We start from the raw sequence: 17,839 nt of genomic DNA, 5'->3' as shown, positions 1-17,839 counted from the left end.
CGCGGTGCTCGATGTCATCGTCGCCACGGAGTAGTTGGATCTACTTCCGTTGCAGTAGTTAGTACTTGACGTCGTAGATCTTGTCCTCGTACTCCTGGCCGTAGTACTTCTGCAGCTCGGCCAGCGAGGCGTCCTTGCGCTCCAGCGCCTGTGAGATCTCCGCCCGGCTCGGCGCCGCGTCGACGTCCCAGGTCTCCGGCTTCCACAGCTTCGAACGCAGGAACGCCTTCGAGCAGTGGTGGTAGACCTCCTCGATCTCGACCAGCAGAGCGAGCTGCGGCCGGTTCCCCTTCACGATCATCTGGTCGAAGAACGGCGCCTCCCGCACGATCCGGGCCCGCCCGTTGATCCGCAGCGTGTCCGTCCGGCCCGGCAGGAAGTAGATCAGCCCGACATGCGGATTGCTGATGATGTTCGCGAAGCTGTCCACCCGGCGGTTGCCGGCCCGGTCCGGGATCGCGATCGTGGTGTCGTCCAGAATCAGCGTGAACCCGGCCGGATCGCCCTTCGGCGAGACATCACAAGTGCCATCAGCGGCCGATGTCGCCATCAGCACAAACGGCGAGGCGGCCAGCCAGTCCCGGTCCAGCGGGTGCAGCTCCTTGCGCTCCTTGTCGACCGCTGCGCCCAGCGGCTGCGGCACAATCTCGCGCAGTTCCTCGTACGTCGTGACCTCGACCAGACCGGGGATATCCATCAGGCTCCTCAGGCGACCACGGCCGAACCGTCCACACTGACGGCCCGCGTCCGCGCTGCCCATTTTACGGCGGGACCAGTCAACACACTGGTCCCTAGGAACAACGCTCCGACGATGATCCAGCCGATCGGGCCCCAGCCCAGGACCACTGTGGTCAGCAGCGCCGGACCCAGCATTCTGGCGATCGCGGGGCCGGTGCCGAAGAAGCCTTGGTACTGACCCTGCTTGTCGGCCGGTGCCAGTCCGAAGCTGATCTCCCAGGCGCCCGAGGCAAGCTTCATCTCGCCCAGTGTCAGCAGTGCTGCAGCCACCACAAGCACTCCGGCAGCGACCGCCGGGTGCAGCTTCATCGCGGTGAAGGCGAACACACCACACGCGGCCAGCATCGCGATCCCGGCGTACCGGATCGACTTCGTCGCCGTGCGCAGATCGCGAACCTTGCGCGCCACCCGCACCTGGAAGACCATCACGCCGAGCGTGTTCACGATCATCAGCGAGGCGACCGCCCAGCTCGGGGCGTCAGTGCGGGTCACGATCCACAGCGGGCCGATCAGGCTGATCAGCGGCATGAACAGCAGCATGATCGAGTTCAGCAGCGCGAGGACGGCGTACGGGCGATCCCGCAGTACGGCGAGCCGCGGCTCACCCTGGACCCGGACGGTCGCTGCGATCGACGGCACGCGTCGGATCAGCGCGGCGGCGATCAGGAAGCTCAGCGCGTCCACTGCAAAGACCGTCAGGTACGCCGCCTCTGTGTCGAAGCGGAGCGCGATCCCGCCGAGCAGCGCCCCGACCGCCAGCCCACCGTTCACCGTGGCTTGCAGGAAGGCCCGGATCTTGGTGCGCTCGGCAGGCGCGATCAGTCCGGCGAGGAGTGCCTGCCGCGCCGCCGTGAGACCGGTCTGGCTGCAGGCGTAGGCGATCGCGGCCACCAGGAAGAGCGGGAAGCTCCGGACGAACAGGAACGCCGAGACCGAGACCGCCGTACTGAGTGCCAGCAGGATGGCGACCATCCGCGGTCCCTTGCGGTCGGCCAGATTGCCCAGCGGTACGCCGGTCAGGAACCCGACCAGCCACGCGATCGTCAGCCCGAGGCCGACCTGCGCCTCCGACAGCCCGACCACGCGGGTGAAGAACAGCGCCGACGTGACGACGAACGCCCCGTCGCCCACCGCGTTCGCCAGCTGCGCCATCGCCAGATCGCGCGGCGCACCCGCCGGCGGCAAGAACTTGTTCGTCATCATGGGATGAGCCTATGGCCCTGGCGGCCCACGCAGCAGATCCACTTCACCTGGAGTCGGCTGGGCCAATTCCGGAAATTGGTCTGTGGATAACTCACATCCGGTGCCGAGATCACGGCACCTTCTAGGTATGAGCTTCCTTGATCTCGCCCCCAGCTGGTCCGACTACCCCCTCACCGACCCCACCCTGGCCGCCGACGTCGTCGACCTCATGGTCAGCATGGGCGACCGGTACCGAGGCACCTTCACCGCCATCCTCTGCGGCCCCGACGCCCGCTTCCGCGCCGTCGTCGCCATCGACCTGCCTGCGTACTTCGCCGCCGAGGCCACGCGCCTCGACACCCCCAACCTCGATCTCCCCGGCCTCGACACCCCCGGCCTCTGCGCCACCGCCCTGCACCCCATCGTCCCCGCCCTCCGCACCGAGCCCGGCGCCGCCCTCCTCCTGGCCCTGGGCCGCCCTGGCCCGCCCACCTGGCCCGACCTCGACCACGAATGGTCCACCGCCGCCACCCACCTCTGCCGCGCCGCCCAAGTCCCCCTCCTCGGCTTCTACATCGCCACCCCCGGCCACCTCTACCAACCCCTGGAGCTCAACGCAGAAGCCGCCTGACTCGTCCTTGCTATGGAACACTGATGACTGCGACCGTTCGGCAGAAAGGAGACCACGCGATGAGCATCGCCCCCGCTGGTCACGTCGGGCCTTGGACGATCGAAGATGTTGAAAGGCTCCCCGACAATGGCGACCACAGTCGCTACGAACTGCTCACCTCCGGTGTTCTCACTGTGACCCCGGCGCCAGGAACCGTTCACCAGCGCGCTTCGCGCCGCCTCGCCAACCTGCTGGAAGCAGCCGTCGCGGCCGCGAAGGCGCCTTATGAGGTGCTTGAGACGGTCAACGTCGAGATCCCCGGCGGCCGGTTGACGGAGCCGGACATCGTCGTGGTCGATCGCACCGTCTCCGCCACCGCCCCGTCGCGTTATCAAGGTGCCGCCGTCCTGCTCGTCGTCGAGATCGTCTCGCCCAATACGCATCCGCAGGACCGGATCATCAAGCCCGAGCTCTACGCCGAAGCCGGCATTGACTTCTATTGGCGGCTGGAGCCTGAGGGGCGCCCGCACCTGGTTGTCTCCAAGCTCAGCAACGGCAAGTTCGGCCGGGCATTGACCGCCTTCGGTGGAGTGGTTTCCACGATTGACGAGCCGTTCCCGATCCGGCTGGATCCGGCCGCGCTCGCCCGCCAATAAGGGTTCAGCGGACGCCGCGGGGGCGGAACTGGATGCTGATGCGGGGGCCAACGCGACCGCTGGCCTTGGGGATGGCGTGCTCCCAGGTGCGTTGGCAGGAACCGCCCATCACGATCAGATCGCCGTGCCCGAGCGGATACCGAATGGCCGAACCCACCGGACCGCTCAACCCACCCGGCCGTGGCCGAAGAGCGAGCATGCGTGGTTCGCCGACCGAGAGGATCGCGACCATGGTGTCCTCGTGATTCCCGCGACCGATTCGATCACCGTGCCAGGCCACGCTGTCCCGGCCGTCGCGGTAGAAGCACAACCCCGCCGTCCGGAACGGTTCGCCCAGCTCCTCGCGATAGTGCTCGCTCAAGGCGTCGCGAGCCTCGTCCAGAATCGGCACCGGGAGGTCCTGGCTCTCCTCGTAGAAGCACAGCAACCGCGGCACGTCCACCACCCGGTCGTACATCTGCCGCTTCTCCGCGTACCACGGCACATCCCGCACCAACCGCTCGAACACCTGGTCCGCCCCGGTCAACCACCCCGGCAGCACGTCGACCCAAGCGCCCTGCCCAAGCTCCGCCCGTGTGATGCGGTCGAGCGATCCCAACCCCGGATCCTCGAACGCATCCAGCAACGAGCCCTGAAGATCAGCACCCATGCGACGCACTCTACCCGAGATTCGAACATTTGTTCCCATAGGATTCGGTGGCGGTGTCCTCGGACACAACGTCCTCGGACAGAATGGGCCGGGTGACGGTGTCGTGGTGGTCGGTGGTGGCGAGCGTCGCGGGTGGCGTTCTGCTGTTGTGGGCAGCGCTGATCGCCGCGCTGTGGCGCGTCCGGCCTGACGAGCTGCGGATCCGGGACACGCTGCGGCTGCTGCCTGACCTGGTACGGCTCCTGCGTCGGCTGGCCGGGGACCGGGCGCTGCCTCGTGGGGTGCGAATCCGGTTGTGGCTTCTGCTGGCCTACCTCGCGTTGCCGTTCGACGTGGTGCCTGACTTCATCCCGGTGATCGGCTACGCCGACGACGCGGTGATCGTTGCGTTCGCGCTCAGGTCGGTCACCCGCCGGGCCGGACCTGCCGCACTCGATCGGCACTGGCCTGGCTCGCCGGATGGTCTCGCGGCGGTTCGCCGCCTCGTCGGGCTCCCTGCGGGTTGCTGAGACATGCTGACCGACTTCCTGCCCACGCTTCTGGCCGCCTCGGCGGCCGCGTTCGGTCTCGCGGCGTTGTCAGCGGTCGCCGGCTTCGGCGGCGGCGTGCTGCTCCTGCCGGTCTTCACTGCCCTCTTCGGCTTGCGAGTCGCGGTGCCGATGCTGACCCTGACCCAGTTGTCCAGCAACGGCTCCCGAGCATGGCTGAATCGGCGCGACCTCCGCTGGCCGCTGATCGGTTGGTTCGCCCTCGGAGCGGTGCCCTGTGCGGTCGCAGGCGGACTCCTGCTCGCTCACGCGCCACTCGCGCCCCTGAAGAGGCTGCTTGGCGTGTTCCTGGCCGGTGTCGTGGTCTGGCGACGGCTCAAGCCGCATCCGCGCAAGCCCGCTGACCCAGCCTTTGCCGCGGTCGGCGCCGCGTCTGGTCTCGGCTCAGCACTGCTCGGCTCTGTCGGCCCGTTGACCGCGCCGTTCTTCCTGGCCTACGGCCTCACCCGCGCCGCCTACATCGGTACCGAGGCCGTCAGCGCGCTCACCATGCACCTCACCAAGATCGCCACCTACGGAGCCGGTGACCTTCTCACCCGTCAGGTCCTGCTCTACGGCCTCGCGCTCACCCCCGCAACCCTGCTCGGCGCATGGGCGGGAAAGCACGTTGTCGGCCGGATCAGCGACCGACTCTTCGTCTTGCTGGTCGAAGTCGGCCTACTCGCCGCCGGCGCACTGTTCCTCATCGGCCTCTGACACTCTGATGCGCCCTACTCGACGGGTTCCTGGAACGGGCGTACCTCGAGCTTGCGACGACAGACCTTCGACGCCTCGGCCGCGAGCTTGAGCGCGACATCCAGGTCGGGCACGTCCCAGATCCAGACACCGCCGAGGTACTCCTTCGACTCGACGAACGGCCCGTCGCTGACCACGGGCACCTCGCCCCGGGCGTCGATGACCGTTGCCGCGGCCGGGTCGGCGAGCCCGCCAGCGAGTACCCAGTAACCCGCCGCGATCAGCCGCTCGTTGAACTCGCCGACGTCGGGCCGCCCGTCCGTGCTGCCGGGGTTGTCCTTGTCGTCGACCACAGAAACCAGATACCGCATCGGAAGATCCTCTCGGCTGAAGGTGAAGGCATTCTCACCCCTGCTACGAACTCCGGCGCCCCGATCCGACACCCACTCGCTGGTTTCTTCCGTCGGCGTCGAGGCCCCCGATGCGAAGATGGCCGCTCATCCGTTCCATCACACCGGGAGGTCCCGACATGGCCAGCAAGCTCACCGAGCTGGCGATCGACTGCGCCGATCCCGGTGTCCTGTCCAGGTTCTGGTGTGCGGTTCTCGACTACGAGGTGCAGCTCATCGAGGAGGACCTCGTCACCATCGGCTCTCCAACCGTCCCCGAAGGCAGGAACCGCCCCGGCCCACTCCCGCCAACCCTGACCTTCGTGCACGTCCCCGAGGGCAAGACCGTCAAGAACCGGATCCACCTCGACATCAACCCCACCGACCGCGACCAGGCCGCAGAAGTCCGCCGCCTCCTCGACCTGGGCGCCCGCCCCGCCGATGTGGGGCAAGGCGCCGATGCCACCTGGGTCGTCCTCGTCGACCCCGAGGGCAACGAGTTCTGCGTCCTCGCCGGCCGTCACCCCTGACCGTGAAAGGCTCCGGTATGGCGCTGATCCGCAACGTCGATGTCCTGATCGTCCCCGAGGTGGGGGAGTGCCGGGTGGACAAGGCCCAGGACATCCACCTCGCCGACTCCGTGATCACCGCGATCGTCCCCACCGGTACCACGTCATCCGAGCCCGGCGAGGTGATCGACGGCACCGGTCTGCTCGCCGTACCGGGCCTGATCAACTCGCACACCCACAGTCCAATGGTGATGATGCGCGGCGCGGCCGAGGACCTGGCCATCGACGACTGGTTCAACCAGCGCATCTGGCCGATGGAGGTCAACCTCACCCCCGAGCGCGTTCGAGTCGGCGCCCAGCTGGCCTGCGCCGAGATGCTCCTCGCTGGCGTGACCACGTTCGTCGACCACTACTTCCACGCCGACCAGATCGCCCAGGCCGCCATCGAATCCGGTATCCGCGCCGACCTCGCCCCCACCTACTTTTCCTCAGCCGGCCCCGAAGCCATCGACGCCGCGATCGCCGCCACCCGCGACCTCGCCACGCTGCACCCGCGCATCTCCGCCAGCCTCGGCCCACACGCGACGTACACGGTCTCGGACGAGGACCTTCGCCGTACGGCGGATGTCGCCCGCGCCGAAGGCTTCCGCATCCACCTGCACGCCGCCGAAACCGACGACCAAACCCAAGCCTCCTTGGACAAACACGGCGTCACCCCGATCCAGGTTCTCGAACGCACCGGCGTCCTCGACGCCGGCGCCCTGATCGCCCACGGCTGCGGCATCCGCGACGCAGACCTCCCGATCCTGGAGCGCTACGCGGACCGTACGACGATCGCCACGTGCCCCAAGGTCTACCTGAAACTTGCCATGGGCAACGGAACCCCGATCAAGCAACTCCACGAGCTCGGCATCCCCATCGGCATTGGTACCGACGGCGCCGCCGTTCACAACACCTTGGACGTCTGGGAATCCCTCCGCCTGCTGGCCCTCACCCAGAAACACCAGCAAAACAACGCCGAATGGATGACCGTCTCCGACACCCTCCGCCTCGCCACCCGAGGCAGCGCCGCCGCGGCCGGCCACTCCGACACCCTTGGCGCACTCGAGCCAGGCCGCCAAGCCGACATCACCCTGGTCGACCTCTCAGCTCCCCACAACCAACCTCTCCACGACCCGAGAGCAGCCCTCGTCTACTCGGTCCGCGCCTCTGACGTCCACACCGTCCTGGTCGCCGGCGAGGTAGTAGTCCGCAACCGCCAACTCACCAAGCTGGACCTGGCCGAGGTCCTCGCCGACGCGAAAGCCCTGGCCCACACCCTCGTAGACCTCTCCCAAGGCGGCGCCGTCCAGCACTACGCGCCCTAAACGCTGAAATGTCGCAGCACCTGCTCGGCGACCTCGTGCGGTCCGACCGCGCTGGTATCGATGACCAGTTCGTCGAGATCCGCGGCCTCGAGGCGCTTGGCGACCTCGTCGTACCGCTCCAAGTGCCACTCCAAAGCCGAGTCCTGGCTAGCGCGGTACCGCCCCCGCAACCGCAGCCTGGTGACCTCACTGTTGGCAGTCAGCCGAACCATCCGCACCGGAACCCCAACCGCAGCCTCATACCTCTCCCGAGCCGCCACTGTCGAGATCACCCCGCACATCACCAACTGCCGCGGCCCCACCGACCGATAGTTCGCCCACACCGCCGCAATGTTCCGAGCCTCCACCACCGCGTTGTCCCCATCCGCCGGCGGCCACGACCGGTGAAACCAGTCCACGTCCATCAGACTGAACGGCGTACCGGCCTGTGCCAGCAGGTCCCCGACATGATCAAGCGTCGACGACTTGCCAACCCCATAACCACCATTCAGAAAGATCGCGAAGTCAGCCACCCACCCATCCAAGCACCGCAGACAGACGTGTGCCCCGGCCGCTACCGACCGGGGCACACCTCACTCAGCTAGAACCCGACGATCAGGTGATCGTCAGGGTCCGGATCGCGCTGTAGGCCAGGGTGTGGTCGCCGTCGCTCGGGAAGTAGACCCGGTAGGCGATCTTGCCCTTGTACGGCGGCTTGATCCCGAAGGCGTAGGCACCAGTGGTGCTCAGCTTCGCCGAACCGGCCGCCGTCCACGTCTTGCCGACCAGTCGCTGCAACTGCACCGACTTACCCGAGTGCGCCGGGTTCACCACACCGCTGAGCTTCGTGCTCGAGCCCAGCTTGACCGACGACGGCGCCAGCGTTGACGAGATGGTCGGCGTGACCGAGACAGTGATGTCGTTGGTCCGCGTTCCCATCAGATCACCGTTACCGGCGAACGTCAGCATATAGACGGCCGAGTACCCCGGCTTGAAGGTGTAGCTCACGGTTCCCGTCGACGAAGCGCCCAGCGTCGTCAGCAACTTGAACGTCGTCCCGTTCGCGGGCCGCGAGTAGATGCTCATCGGCAACGCCGGGTACGCCTTGCCGTCGATCCCGACCGTGCTGCCCTTCAGCGTGATGGTCCCGCCGATGTTCAGCTTCGTCGCCGTCGTCGAGATCCCCGACTTCATGCCCTTCAGCTGGGTGGAGTTCCGCGCGCTGACGTTGCCGGTCCGGTCCTTGGCCCAGGCGGCGTAGGTGAACGTCGTTCCCGCGGGGAGCCCGACGTTCTGGAAGCTCGATGCCGTCCCGGAGTAGACCAAGGTGCCGCTCGTCAACGTCGGAACCGAGGTCCCGTTGAAGCGCCGCACGATGATCTGGTCGAGGTCCCCGAGCGCCGGGATCTTCCACGACAGGTTCGCCTTCTGGAACGCCCCCGTCGCGTCGAAGCTCCCGACCGGCGCCGGAGCGAGGTCAACAGTCGAGAACACGCTGCTGAACGGCGCCAGCGCCGCCCCACCGGTCTCCTGAACCCCGGTCACCTGAATCTGGTACGGCGAGTTGTCGAGCAACGGAGTCGTCGGAGTCAGCACGACCGTCCGGGTGTCCGCGGTGTACTCCGGCGTGGTCGCCACGACCGCCCCGGTCTTCCCGTTCACCAGCCGAACGGTGTCAGCAGTCACCGTGGCCGCATCAACCGTCCGCGCAAACGTCACAGCCGGCTTCGTGGTGACGGCCGCGCCGGCCGACAGATCAGCCGGAGTCGCATTCAGCACTGGGTAGGCAACACCGGCGGTGGTTCCGCCGGCACCCTGCTCGACGACATCGAGCGAGTACTGCCGGGTGTCCCGCGAGCCGTTGGCGTTCCGTACCGCGATGTAGGCATCTCCAGGCGGAGTGCTGACATTGGCGGTCGCGTTCAACGGTCCCCAGACCGGGAAGCCGTCAGGGTCGGTCTCGGTCGGGAACGGAGTGACCGCTCCGCCGACCCGCTGCAGTTGAGCGTCGTACACCTCGAACTCCGGTGCGAAGTTCGGCCCTCGGTTGTCTTCGTCGAAGAGCGGGCCGGACAGCGAGACAGTGATGTTGCGTGCGGCCGGAACGCTGACCTTGTACCAGTCGACGTCGCCTTCGACGGCGATCGCTCCATGGACCGGGGTCCCGGTGATGACGGTCGCGCGGGCCGGCTGGTCGTTGCCGTCGGCTGCCGCGGTCGCGAAGTCGCCCGTCCACTTGCCGCCGAGTGCGGCGTACGCGTCGAGGATGCCCGCACCGTAGTACGGGTCGGTGCCACGCGGGCCGGCGTCACGGGCGGTGCTCTTCAGCCGCGCCGCGATCTGGGCCGGCGTGTACGACGGCCACTTGTTCTTCATCATCGCCGCGACCCCGGCCACCATCGGCGCCGAGCAGGACGTGCCGGTGCACGAGAAGACCGGGTCGTCGCCCGGGTCGGTCAGCCGCACCGGACCAGACGTCAGCGTCCGCCAGCCGGGCGCTGCGATGTCCACCCAGTCGCCGTGGCTGCTGAAGCTGGTCACCGCGCCGGAGTAATCGGTCGCGCCGACGGCAATGACCTCCGGGTACGACGCCGGGTACTGCAGCCGGCCGTCTCCGTCGTTACCGGCCGAAGCCACGATCACAACACCCTTGGCGACGGCGCGCTTGATCGCGTCGTGCAGCAGCGGGCCGTCTTCTTCGTCGCTGCCGAAGGACATGTTCGCGACCTTGGCGCCGTGCGCGACCGCCCAGTCGAGACCCTCGATGATGTCGGAGTCGTAGCCCTGGCCCTTGCTGTTCAGGACCTTGACCGGCATCGCCTTGCCGTTCCAGGCGATGCCCGCGGTACCGATCCCGTTGTTGGCGGCGGCGGCGATGATGCCCGTCGTCATGGTGCCGTGGTAGTGGTCGTCGGTCGGGTTGGTCGGCCGCGCACTCGAGACGGCGTTGAAGCCCTGGACGAGGTGACCCTTGAGATCGGGATGGGTGAGGTCGGCACCCGTGTCCAGGACCGCGACGATCTGGCTGCCGTTCGTCTTGGACAGGTCCCAGGCCTGCGGCATCCGGATCGTGTTCATCGAGCTGGCCTGGCCCCATCGGCCGCTGTCGTACATCGGGTAGTAGAGATCGTTCGGTACGGCGGTGGCGTAGCGGACGTAGTTGAGCGAGGCCATCTCGACCGTCGGGTCGGCCTTGACCTTCTTCAGCAGCTCCGGCGCGGGCGTCGTACCGGTGATCTTGACCGTGGTGGAAGAGACCGAGTCCTCGGTCTTCGTCCGGAACTTGGACAGCACGGCCTTGCGGGCGGAAGCGGTCGCGCCCGGCTTGAACTTGACGACGACGGCGTTCGGCTCGTACGTCGGCTTACCCGGCGGCGTGTGCCGGTTCTCGAACTTCGGTACGACTGGCGTCCGGTCTTCAGCGGCAGCACCGGACGAGCCGTTCAGCACGACCAAGGCGCCCGCGACCAGCGCGGCTGGAACAGCCGCACGCAGCAAATGGGCAGGGCGGAACTTCAAAGGGACCCCCCCAAGGGTCTCAGAGTGATAGTGAGCGGAGTATCGCAGAATTTCGGTCCACTCCGCTTTGTGATTCCGATGACAAAACGTGCAATCACGTGTAAGCGCCGCCGGATCGGGGAAAAGTTTCACGCTTTACCGCAAAGGACGTAACGCGGTGGTCGCGTTCCGCGATGGAGCGGTCGATGAACACCGAGGAAACGCCCGCACGCGGGGATGGTGACAAGGAACCGTGGCGCGCAAGGATGTGGCTCGAGACAGCCGGCCTGCTGGGGGCGAGCCTCGCCCTCCGGCCTGTGGAGGACATCGTGCCAACGGTGGTGGGTGTGGCAATAGGCGTGCTCAGGCCCGGTTTGCTGGTGGGCTTCTACTGGCGGAGCGCGGTGTGGGCCGAGCGAGTGGCTCGGCGGAAGGAGATCTACCACCCGCAGTACTTCGTGCTGGGGCCGATCGGATTGGTGATGGCACTCGTGGCGCGGGACGGGCGTGCAGTGCGTTGAGACAGGACTGCCACGGTCCCGGTAGGTGGCCGGGACCGTGGCATCGCTCGGTGGCTAGACGGCTGTGAAGTACCAGCGTTGGCAGGAGCCGCCGTGGAAGGGCCAGACGATGACGTCGGCGCCGCGGGCGGCGGAGCAGCCGGCTACGTCGAGGGACTTGCCGGAGCCGGTGCCGAGGATCTGGTAGGCGCCGCCGATGATGGGGGTGATGGTCCAGGTCTGGCAGTCGGTGCCCTGGTCGTCGAAGAGGTCGACGGGGGTGGCGTCGGCGGTGGAGCAGCCGCTGACCTCGAGGGCCTTGCCGGTGTTGCCGTCGAGGATCTTGAAGGTGTTGCCGGTGGTGCGGACGATGTGCCACTGCTGGCAGGGGCTGGTCAGGATGCGGTCCCACATCCGGACGTTGGCGCCGTTCTGGGACTGGCAGTCCTGGACGTCGAGGTCGAAACCGCCGACCTCGGCCTTGATCCGGTAGATGCCGTCCTCCATCGGCGGCGGGGGATTGCCGGCGACATCGAGGAAGTTGCTGTCGATGTTGATCGTGACGCCGCCCCAGGTCTCGTTGTGGTCACCCTTGTACTGGTGGAGACGCTGGTGGTTGGCCCAGAGGCCGGCCGGGATGTACTGACCGCCGTTGGTGTCGGCGGCGCTGTTCCACCAGGCGAACCAGAGGTGGTCGGGCATCAGCCAGCGGCTGTCGCCGGCGGAGTTGGCCAGGTCGCGGCCGCCGGAACCGGCGCTGCTGTAGACGCCGCTCAGGTAGCCGCGGGCGTGCAGGGTCTCGGTCCAGCCGGAGATGTAGGACATGATCGCGTCGCGGCAGGCGACGGTGCTCGTGTACGCCTCGATGTCGGAGTAGAGAGCGCTCCCCGCGCCGATCCCGAGGGCGGCGGCCGCGTTGGCGGAGGCGGTTGCCGAGCTGGCGCCCTGGCTGCGCGCGGTGCCGAGGTCGAAGGACATCTTCGGGTTCCGGCTGCCGCACGGTGCCTGGTAGCCGACGTCGATCGGCATGAACGACCAGCCGTTGGCGGCGTTCGACGAGACCCACGAGGCGGTCAGGTTGGCCTGGCTGCAGGAGCGGGATGCGCCACTGATGTAGATGCCGACGGCCTTGAACGGTGAGGCTTTCCAGGCGTTCATGGCACCCAGCGACGGCGCGGTGCACTGGTCGAAGGCCTGCTGGTTGATCATGGTGCCTGGGGCAACAATCGTGTCCGCGGGCGCCATCGCGGCCGCCTTCGGCCGCACCAGTTGAGCTGCGGCGGCCTTCGAGGTGACGCGCGCCCGGCCGAGGATCTGCCGTACGGCGGCCTCATCCGACGATGCGCCGTGGACTGCGGTGACCAGGACGCCGGCATCCTCGACCCCGACCTGGATCTCGTTGTCCGACGACGGTGCCGCGGCGGCCGCCGTACTGGCTGAGGCTGCGACCGCGGCGGGTCGGGGAGCGGAGCCGGAGAGCGGTTCCAGGATCAGGCCCGCGGTGCGTCCGGTCAGATGGGCGGGGCAGTTCTGCTGTGCGGCCGGCCGGCCGACGTAGACCGCTGGGCGGTCGAAGCGCACGCAGGCCGACGGGTCCTTGGTCAGGTCGACGACCTGCCACGACTTCGGTACGGCGACCTGGTACCCGTGGTAGCTGACGGTCCGTTCGTCCGGCGCGGCCTGGGCCGGTCCGACGGCGGTGGCTGCGGTGAGTGTCAGCGCGACGCCGGTGAGTAGGGTGAGAGGACGGAGCATGAGCACTTCCTCGGGGAGGGGCGGGCGTAGTCGTCCTAGTGGACTGGACCGGCCGCCAACACCTCAACCCCTTCGATTGAGGTTTCAGTGATTCAGGTGACAGCAAGGAGTAAGACGTGGCTGAAGCGGCAGTGATTCCTGAGGCGGCCGGTTGGCGGCGTGCGCCGTTCACCGGGGCCGGGCAGACCTACGACTGCTTCGAGAAGGGCGAAGGCCCTGGCATCGTGATGATCCCGGAGATCCCCGGCCTCACCCCGGACGTCCTCGGGTACGCCGAACATCTCGTCAGCGAGGGCTTCACCGTCGTCATCGCCTCACCCTTCGGTACGCCGGGAAAGCCGGAGAGCGCTCTCTACGTTCTCGGCGTCGTTGCCCGGCTGTGCGTCTCCAAGGAGTTCCGCGCGTTCGCCACGAACGCCCAGCGGCCGATCACCCAGTACCTGAGAGCGGTTGCTGTGGATCTCGCCGCGCGGACGCCCGGTCGGGGCGTTGGCGTGATCGGGATGTGCTTCACCGGCGGCTTCGGCCTGGCCACCGCGGTCGAGGACGTGGTGAAGGCGCCCGTACTGAGTCAGCCATCGGTCCCACTGCCGCTGACCGCCAAGATGCGCCGCGATCCGGGGCTGTCCCGCCAGGAGCTCGACGTGATCAAGGAGCGCACCCGGACGGACGGGTTGTGCGTCCTCGGAGTGCGCTTCAGCAAGGACTCGATGGCACCGGCCGACCGGTTCGCGACACTGCGCTCCGAGCTGGGCGATGCCTTCGAGGTCATCGAGCTCGACTCGGGGCCCGGCAACCCTGACGGCTACCCCAAGTCCGCGCACTCCGTCCTGACCCGCGAGGTCCGTGAGAACCCGCCGAACTCGGCTTTCCACGCCCGCGCCCGGACGGTCGAATTCTTCCGCGAGCGGTTGAGCCCGACGAGCTGAAACGACACCCGGGGTTACCGGACTGATCGTTCTCCATAACGCTGCGTGCGGAAATGTTAAAGCAGCGTTGAGGAATTCCCGGGCTGTGATTGCCCACGCCCCAGCCGGGGAACCAACGGGGCCTGGGGCCACCGCTTTTGTTGCGGTGTGCAAAGGAGGAAGAGCGGTGGGTGACGCTCGGTGATTACCTCTGGTTGAACCAGCAATGTCGTGGGACGATCAGCCCCGGTGCACACATCCAGGGGCACTATCAGGGGGCGGGGATGGCGCGAGCCAGGCAACAGGACAGCAGTCCTCCGGTGGAGGCAAAGCTGACCGAAGCAGCATCCAACGGCAAGGTGAGCAACGTGAGCACGACGACCGACGTACCGGTCACCGAGGAGCACTGGTCCGAGCGGCCGATCGGGCGCGTGGAGGTTCCAGCGCTGGGGGAGTTCAGTACGCCGGTCCGGGTCGACGAGATCGCGGTCGCCGCGATGGCGCTGTCCGAGAACCTCGACGCAGCGACCCGTGGAATGCCGGAATCCGTTGCCCTGCGTGAGTTCCGTCGCGAACTCGACCAGGCCGCGAGCACCTTCCGTACTCTCGCCGGCAAGCTCGAAGCGACTGCCGGCAGCCTCGTCAGGCTGGCTGCCAACGACGGCGAAACCTGTGGGGTCGGCTGGGGTGTTTGCCCTGAGCACAATCTCACCTTGATGAACGTCGGTGAGACGGTCACGTGCCACATCCTCGGCTGCCACCGGCAGAACGAGGGCGCGGTCGAGCGCTGTGAGCACCCGGTGGCCTACCGCGTCGTCGACGCCGCGGGCCCGGCGCTGCTTACCTGCGCCGGGCACGCGATCGCCTGTCGCCTCTACCTGGAGAACCCTGTCATCACCGCGGCAGGCGACAGCATGGAACTCTTCTAGGTGATCCGGACCGACGTCAGCTGGTCGTTGGCGTTGGGGGAAAGGTTCACGAAGTTCGGCGTATCCGCGGTCCGGACCCAGGTCTGTCCGGTGAAGTTGTCCTCGGCATAGATCGTCACGGTCCAGCCCGCGGGCACCTTCACCGACGATGCCCAGTTGTCCTGCACCCCGGCGGCCACCAGTTGCGCCCGGGTGTAGTTGCCCTTAGCAAGAACTGCGCCCGCGGTGCCGCCGTAGTCGATGTGCTGGTAGAAGATCACGCCGCTGCTGCCCTGCGCGGGCCACGGCACCGTAGGCCGCGTTGCCGTCAACGGTATCTGGCCTTTGAGCATCCGCCCGCCGTCGTTCGTCAACCGCAGGTAGTAGTCCGACGTGCACGCCGTACCGTCCTCGTCGAGGGCGCGGATCCCAGACCCAGAAGGAATCCAGGCAGCGCTCTCCGCGGTCTTCGCGATCTGGTTGCCCTCGTTGTACTCGTCGAACATCGAGATGTAGAACCCTTGGACGCCGACCCGCGTCAGGTTGTAGAACTGCCGCCACATCAGCTCGCCGTGCTGCCGGTGCCCGGACGACAGGTCGCCCGGAATCACGCAGGGCTGGTAGTCGATGCCATGAGCGTTGCAGTCGGCCTGGTCCTGCTGATTCACGTTGTTGTAGTAGTGATCCGCTCCGGCGATGTCGCTGATCCGGCCGACCATCCAGGGCGAGATCATGTTGAACGCGTGGTAGACCTCGAGATACCCGGGCCGTGAATCCTCGTTACCAGGAAGCCAATGCGTCGGTACGCCGCCGATCACGTAGCAGCCCTGCGCCTTGAACCAGTTCACGACATCCAGGCAGACCGAGGCCGGGAACGCCTTGTTGGCCTCGTTGAAACCGAAGCCCCAGATGCACACGACCGGCTTGCCGTTCTGGTACGCGTACGCCGAGGACGACGTGTACGCACGCATCTTGTTGGTCCAGTCGGTCTTCATCTCCGACTGCATGTTCGTCCAGTCGGTGGCGTCGTACATGATGTAGAACTTCCGCCCGTACTGCTCCGCGGCCTGGCGCACCTTCGCCGCCATCGCGTCGCGGGTCGGGCCTTCGCCGCCGGTCGGGTTGAACCGTTGCAGCGCAGCCGTGTCGCAGCCGTTCTGCTGCATCCGCTGGAAGTGCGTGTTCACGGTCTGCTGCGTGTACGACGAGAAAAGCTTTGCCGGCTGTCCGTTTCCGAGGTTCGAGTACGCCGTCTGGTACGTCGAGGTGTACTCGCGCACATCCGGCCAGCTCACGATCGCGGTGTTGTTCGGGGCCGGCGGCTGACCCCAGTTGCTGCTCCAGTGCCACCAGGCGTTGATGGGGGAGCCATCACCGGGGGCCGCGAACCAGCCTTGGTAGCCGACGGTCACTTTGCCGACGACGTCGCCTGGGGGACTGGCCGCATAACTCAACTGTGGAAGGGATCCGGCCGCTGTGGCAGCGGCAGCGGAGGCGAGCAGGGTACGACGAGAAAGCTTCATGGCGGTTCTCCTGGGGGCGGGAGAGTAGCAAATTGTGAACAGAGTGTTGCAAGAAATCGATCGTGACAACCCCTTGACGCGAAACTGTTCGAAACTTAGTTTGTTGGCTCAACAGACAAAGTCTGTGATCGGGCTCACAGAGCATAGAGGGTGGGGGTGAGCGTATGACGCTGAGCGACGGCCGCCGTCCCGGGGATCGCGCGGTCGCGGCGGACCACGTCTCGCTGCGCCGCAACAACCTCTCGGTCGTCCTGCGCCATGTCCGTGAATCAGGCCCGAAGTCCCGCGCCCGGATCGCCGCCGACACCGGCCTGAACAAGGCGACCGTCAGCAGCCTGGTCGCCGAGCTGGTCGAACGCGGCCTGCTCCGCGAAGGCTCCGCCGACTCCACCCGCGCCCTCGGCCGCCCCGGTCAGCTCGTCGAGCTCGACGGCAGCGGCGTCTGCGGCGTGGGTGCCGAGGTCAACGTCGACTACCTCGCCGTCACCGCACTCGACCTGGCCGGCGACACCGTGATCGAGCGCCGCGTCCCCCTCGACGTCGCCCACCTCGAGCCCGGTACGACGCTCGACCGGCTCGCGGACCTGATCCGGGAGGCCCTGGATGCCGTGGAAGCGCGGTCCGGTCAGCTCGCCGGTGTCACCTTGGCCGTTCCTGGTCTGGTCCGTGGCGATACCGGCGCCCTGAGCCTCGCTCCGAACCTCGGTTGGGGTGAGCTCGAGGTCGCTGCGGAGATGCGCACCCGGCTCGGCGAACCGTCGTACTCGCTGCTGATCGACAACGAGGCAAACCTCGCGGCGCTCGCGGCGTACTCGGAGCTTCGCAAGGACGGGCCGGTGCAGGACCTCGTGCTGCTCACCGGTGCGGTCGGTGTCGGTGGCGGTGTCGTGTCGAACGGGCACCTGCTCCGCGGCGGTCGCGGCTACAGCGGTGAGGTCGGGCACATGCCGGTCGCGCCGCCCGGCCGGATCTGCGGCTGCGGCCGGACCGGTTGCTGGGAGACCGTGGTCGGGCTCAGCGCTTTGTTGCATCAGGCAACCGACAGCGACGACCCGGTCCGCGATCCGTCGCTGGACGTCGAGCAGCGGCTGGCCGGGATCACCCAGCGCGCCGAGGACGGCGACGCGCGCACCCTGCAGGCGCTCAAGGACGTCGGCGCCTGGCTGGGCATCGGCGGCGCGATCCTGGTGAACATCCTGAACCCGGACGTCCTCGTGCTCGGCGGATACTTCGCGGCCCTCGGCCCGTGGCTGAAGGAGCCGCTCGAACAAGCCATCCGCGATCGCGTGATCGCGCCGAACGGCGGCGGCTGCCGCGTGGTCCGCTCCGAGCTCGGTTTCGCTGCCGCCGTCCGCGGCGGCGCACAGATCGCGCTCGACCAGGTGTTCGTCGACCCGACCATGATCGGCCGGGCGGAATCAGGAGTCGCGCAATGAGTGAGACCG

General features: G+C 67.4%; 18 protein-coding genes. 10 read left to right on the top strand and 8 right to left on the bottom strand.

The genetic code is table 11. The annotated features are described in order from the left end of the window. Positions 1-58 precede the first annotated feature (58 nt). Positions 59-697: a pyridoxamine 5'-phosphate oxidase family protein gene (locus ACFVWG_RS21825; RefSeq protein WP_391545180.1), complete on the bottom strand. Its 639-nt coding sequence runs from the start codon at positions 695-697 to the stop codon at positions 59-61. 8 nt (positions 698-705) lie between these two features. Then, entirely contained in the window at positions 706-1,941 is a 1,236-nt protein-coding gene (locus ACFVWG_RS21820) for an MFS transporter (protein ID WP_391545179.1), read from the bottom strand. A 127-nt stretch (positions 1,942-2,068) separates the two neighbouring features. Here ACFVWG_RS21820 and ACFVWG_RS21815 point away from each other — a divergent pair, with 127 nt between their 5' ends. Then, positions 2,069-2,551 carry a hypothetical protein gene (locus ACFVWG_RS21815; protein ID WP_391545178.1) on the top strand — a complete coding sequence of 161 codons (483 nt, stop codon included), beginning with the start codon at positions 2,069-2,071 and terminating at the stop codon, positions 2,549-2,551. A gap of 59 nt (positions 2,552-2,610) precedes the next feature. Continuing rightward, the gene (locus tag ACFVWG_RS21810) at positions 2,611-3,186 is read left to right on the top strand and encodes a Uma2 family endonuclease (RefSeq protein WP_391545177.1); all 576 of its coding nucleotides are present in this window, start codon (positions 2,611-2,613) and stop codon (positions 3,184-3,186) included. Positions 3,187-3,190: 4 nt separating this feature from the next. Here ACFVWG_RS21810 and ACFVWG_RS21805 read toward each other — a convergent pair whose 3' ends face one another. Then, on the bottom strand, positions 3,191-3,835 hold the full coding sequence (locus tag ACFVWG_RS21805; RefSeq protein WP_391545176.1) for an alpha-ketoglutarate-dependent dioxygenase AlkB: 645 nt from the start codon (positions 3,833-3,835) through the stop codon (positions 3,191-3,193). A gap of 92 nt (positions 3,836-3,927) precedes the next feature. Here ACFVWG_RS21805 and ACFVWG_RS21800 point away from each other — a divergent pair, with 92 nt between their 5' ends. Continuing rightward, complete coding sequence (locus ACFVWG_RS21800; protein ID WP_391545175.1) at positions 3,928-4,344, top strand: YkvA family protein; 417 nt, start codon at positions 3,928-3,930, stop codon at positions 4,342-4,344. 3 nt (positions 4,345-4,347) lie between these two features. Continuing rightward, entirely contained in the window at positions 4,348-5,079 is a 732-nt protein-coding gene (locus ACFVWG_RS21795) for a sulfite exporter TauE/SafE family protein (protein ID WP_391545174.1), read from the top strand. A 14-nt stretch (positions 5,080-5,093) separates the two neighbouring features. Here ACFVWG_RS21795 and ACFVWG_RS21790 read toward each other — a convergent pair whose 3' ends face one another. After that, positions 5,094-5,429 (bottom strand): YciI family protein, encoded by a 336-nt coding sequence (locus ACFVWG_RS21790; RefSeq protein ID WP_391545173.1) that lies wholly within the window; start codon positions 5,427-5,429, stop codon positions 5,094-5,096. 158 nt (positions 5,430-5,587) lie between these two features. Between ACFVWG_RS21790 and ACFVWG_RS21785 the strand changes: the two genes are divergently transcribed. Next, a complete protein-coding gene (locus ACFVWG_RS21785; protein ID WP_391545172.1) occupies positions 5,588-5,977 on the top strand; it encodes a VOC family protein in 390 nt (129 codons plus the stop codon). Positions 5,978-5,994: 17 nt separating this feature from the next. Further along, a complete protein-coding gene (locus ACFVWG_RS21780) occupies positions 5,995-7,323 on the top strand; it encodes an amidohydrolase (protein ID WP_391545171.1) in 1,329 nt (442 codons plus the stop codon). Here the strand turns inward: ACFVWG_RS21780 and ACFVWG_RS21775 are convergent. Together ACFVWG_RS21775 and ACFVWG_RS21770 are read right to left on the bottom strand one after the other, a co-directional pair. Then, positions 7,320-7,835, bottom strand: coding sequence for a hypothetical protein (locus ACFVWG_RS21775; protein WP_391545170.1), 516 nt, complete (start codon positions 7,833-7,835; stop codon positions 7,320-7,322). The genes ACFVWG_RS21780 and ACFVWG_RS21775 overlap by 4 nt on opposite strands. An 82-nt stretch (positions 7,836-7,917) precedes the next feature. After that, positions 7,918-10,821 (bottom strand): S8 family serine peptidase, encoded by a 2,904-nt coding sequence (locus ACFVWG_RS21770; RefSeq protein ID WP_391545169.1) that lies wholly within the window; start codon positions 10,819-10,821, stop codon positions 7,918-7,920. A 185-nt stretch (positions 10,822-11,006) separates the two neighbouring features. Here ACFVWG_RS21770 and ACFVWG_RS21765 point away from each other — a divergent pair, with 185 nt between their 5' ends. Then, positions 11,007-11,321, top strand: a complete 315-nt coding sequence (locus tag ACFVWG_RS21765; protein ID WP_391545168.1) for a hypothetical protein — start codon at positions 11,007-11,009, stop codon at positions 11,319-11,321. A gap of 54 nt (positions 11,322-11,375) precedes the next feature. Here the strand turns inward: ACFVWG_RS21765 and ACFVWG_RS21760 are convergent, their stop codons facing one another. Continuing rightward, complete coding sequence (locus tag ACFVWG_RS21760; protein WP_391545167.1) at positions 11,376-13,055, bottom strand: glycoside hydrolase domain-containing protein; 1,680 nt, start codon at positions 13,053-13,055, stop codon at positions 11,376-11,378. 116 nt (positions 13,056-13,171) lie between these two features. Between ACFVWG_RS21760 and ACFVWG_RS21755 the strand changes: the two genes are divergently transcribed. Further along, a complete protein-coding gene (locus tag ACFVWG_RS21755; RefSeq protein WP_391545166.1) occupies positions 13,172-13,984 on the top strand; it encodes a dienelactone hydrolase family protein in 813 nt (270 codons plus the stop codon). 347 nt (positions 13,985-14,331) lie between these two features. Next, positions 14,332-14,892 carry a hypothetical protein gene (locus tag ACFVWG_RS21750; RefSeq protein WP_391545165.1) on the top strand — a complete coding sequence of 187 codons (561 nt, stop codon included), beginning with the start codon at positions 14,332-14,334 and terminating at the stop codon, positions 14,890-14,892. Here the strand turns inward: ACFVWG_RS21750 and ACFVWG_RS21745 are convergent. Beyond that, positions 14,889-16,394 (bottom strand): glycoside hydrolase family 71/99-like protein, encoded by a 1,506-nt coding sequence (locus tag ACFVWG_RS21745; RefSeq protein ID WP_391545164.1) that lies wholly within the window; start codon positions 16,392-16,394, stop codon positions 14,889-14,891. The two genes, ACFVWG_RS21750 and ACFVWG_RS21745, sit on opposite strands and share 4 nt — an antisense overlap. Before the next feature lie 164 nt (positions 16,395-16,558). Here ACFVWG_RS21745 and ACFVWG_RS21740 point away from each other — a divergent pair, with 164 nt between their 5' ends. Beyond that, positions 16,559-17,830 (top strand): ROK family protein, encoded by a 1,272-nt coding sequence (locus ACFVWG_RS21740; protein WP_391545163.1) that lies wholly within the window; start codon positions 16,559-16,561, stop codon positions 17,828-17,830. The last annotated feature ends 9 nt before the right edge of the window (positions 17,831-17,839 follow it).

Origin of the sequence: Kribbella sp. NPDC058245 (genome assembly GCF_042882005.1) — a bacterium.
Classification (GTDB): Bacteria; Actinomycetota; Actinomycetes; order Propionibacteriales; family Kribbellaceae; genus Kribbella.
This window is presented reverse-complemented; position numbering and strand designations above follow the sequence as displayed.

What these genes read in the sequence shown, in the direction of transcription:
- ACFVWG_RS21825 (WP_391545180.1), bottom strand. Translation starts at nt 697, where the DNA reads ATGGATATCCCCGGTCTGGTCGAGGTCACGACGTACGAGGAACTGCGC.
- ACFVWG_RS21745 (WP_391545164.1), bottom strand. Translation starts at nt 16,394, where the DNA reads ATGAAGCTTTCTCGTCGTACCCTGCTCGCCTCCGCTGCCGCTGCCACA.
- ACFVWG_RS21820 (WP_391545179.1), bottom strand. Translation starts at nt 1,941, where the DNA reads ATGATGACGAACAAGTTCTTGCCGCCGGCGGGTGCGCCGCGCGATCTG.
- ACFVWG_RS21795 (WP_391545174.1), top strand. Translation starts at nt 4,348, where the DNA reads ATGCTGACCGACTTCCTGCCCACGCTTCTGGCCGCCTCGGCGGCCGCG.
- ACFVWG_RS21805 (WP_391545176.1), bottom strand. Translation starts at nt 3,835, where the DNA reads ATGGGTGCTGATCTTCAGGGCTCGTTGCTGGATGCGTTCGAGGATCCG.
- ACFVWG_RS21810 (WP_391545177.1), top strand. Translation starts at nt 2,611, where the DNA reads ATGAGCATCGCCCCCGCTGGTCACGTCGGGCCTTGGACGATCGAAGAT.
- ACFVWG_RS21740 (WP_391545163.1), top strand. Translation starts at nt 16,559, where the DNA reads ATGACGCTGAGCGACGGCCGCCGTCCCGGGGATCGCGCGGTCGCGGCG.
- ACFVWG_RS21760 (WP_391545167.1), bottom strand. Translation starts at nt 13,055, where the DNA reads ATGCTCCGTCCTCTCACCCTACTCACCGGCGTCGCGCTGACACTCACC.
- ACFVWG_RS21815 (WP_391545178.1), top strand. Translation starts at nt 2,069, where the DNA reads ATGAGCTTCCTTGATCTCGCCCCCAGCTGGTCCGACTACCCCCTCACC.
- ACFVWG_RS21765 (WP_391545168.1), top strand. Translation starts at nt 11,007, where the DNA reads ATGAACACCGAGGAAACGCCCGCACGCGGGGATGGTGACAAGGAACCG.
- ACFVWG_RS21785 (WP_391545172.1), top strand. Translation starts at nt 5,588, where the DNA reads ATGGCCAGCAAGCTCACCGAGCTGGCGATCGACTGCGCCGATCCCGGT.
- ACFVWG_RS21780 (WP_391545171.1), top strand. Translation starts at nt 5,995, where the DNA reads ATGGCGCTGATCCGCAACGTCGATGTCCTGATCGTCCCCGAGGTGGGG.
- ACFVWG_RS21790 (WP_391545173.1), bottom strand. Translation starts at nt 5,429, where the DNA reads ATGCGGTATCTGGTTTCTGTGGTCGACGACAAGGACAACCCCGGCAGC.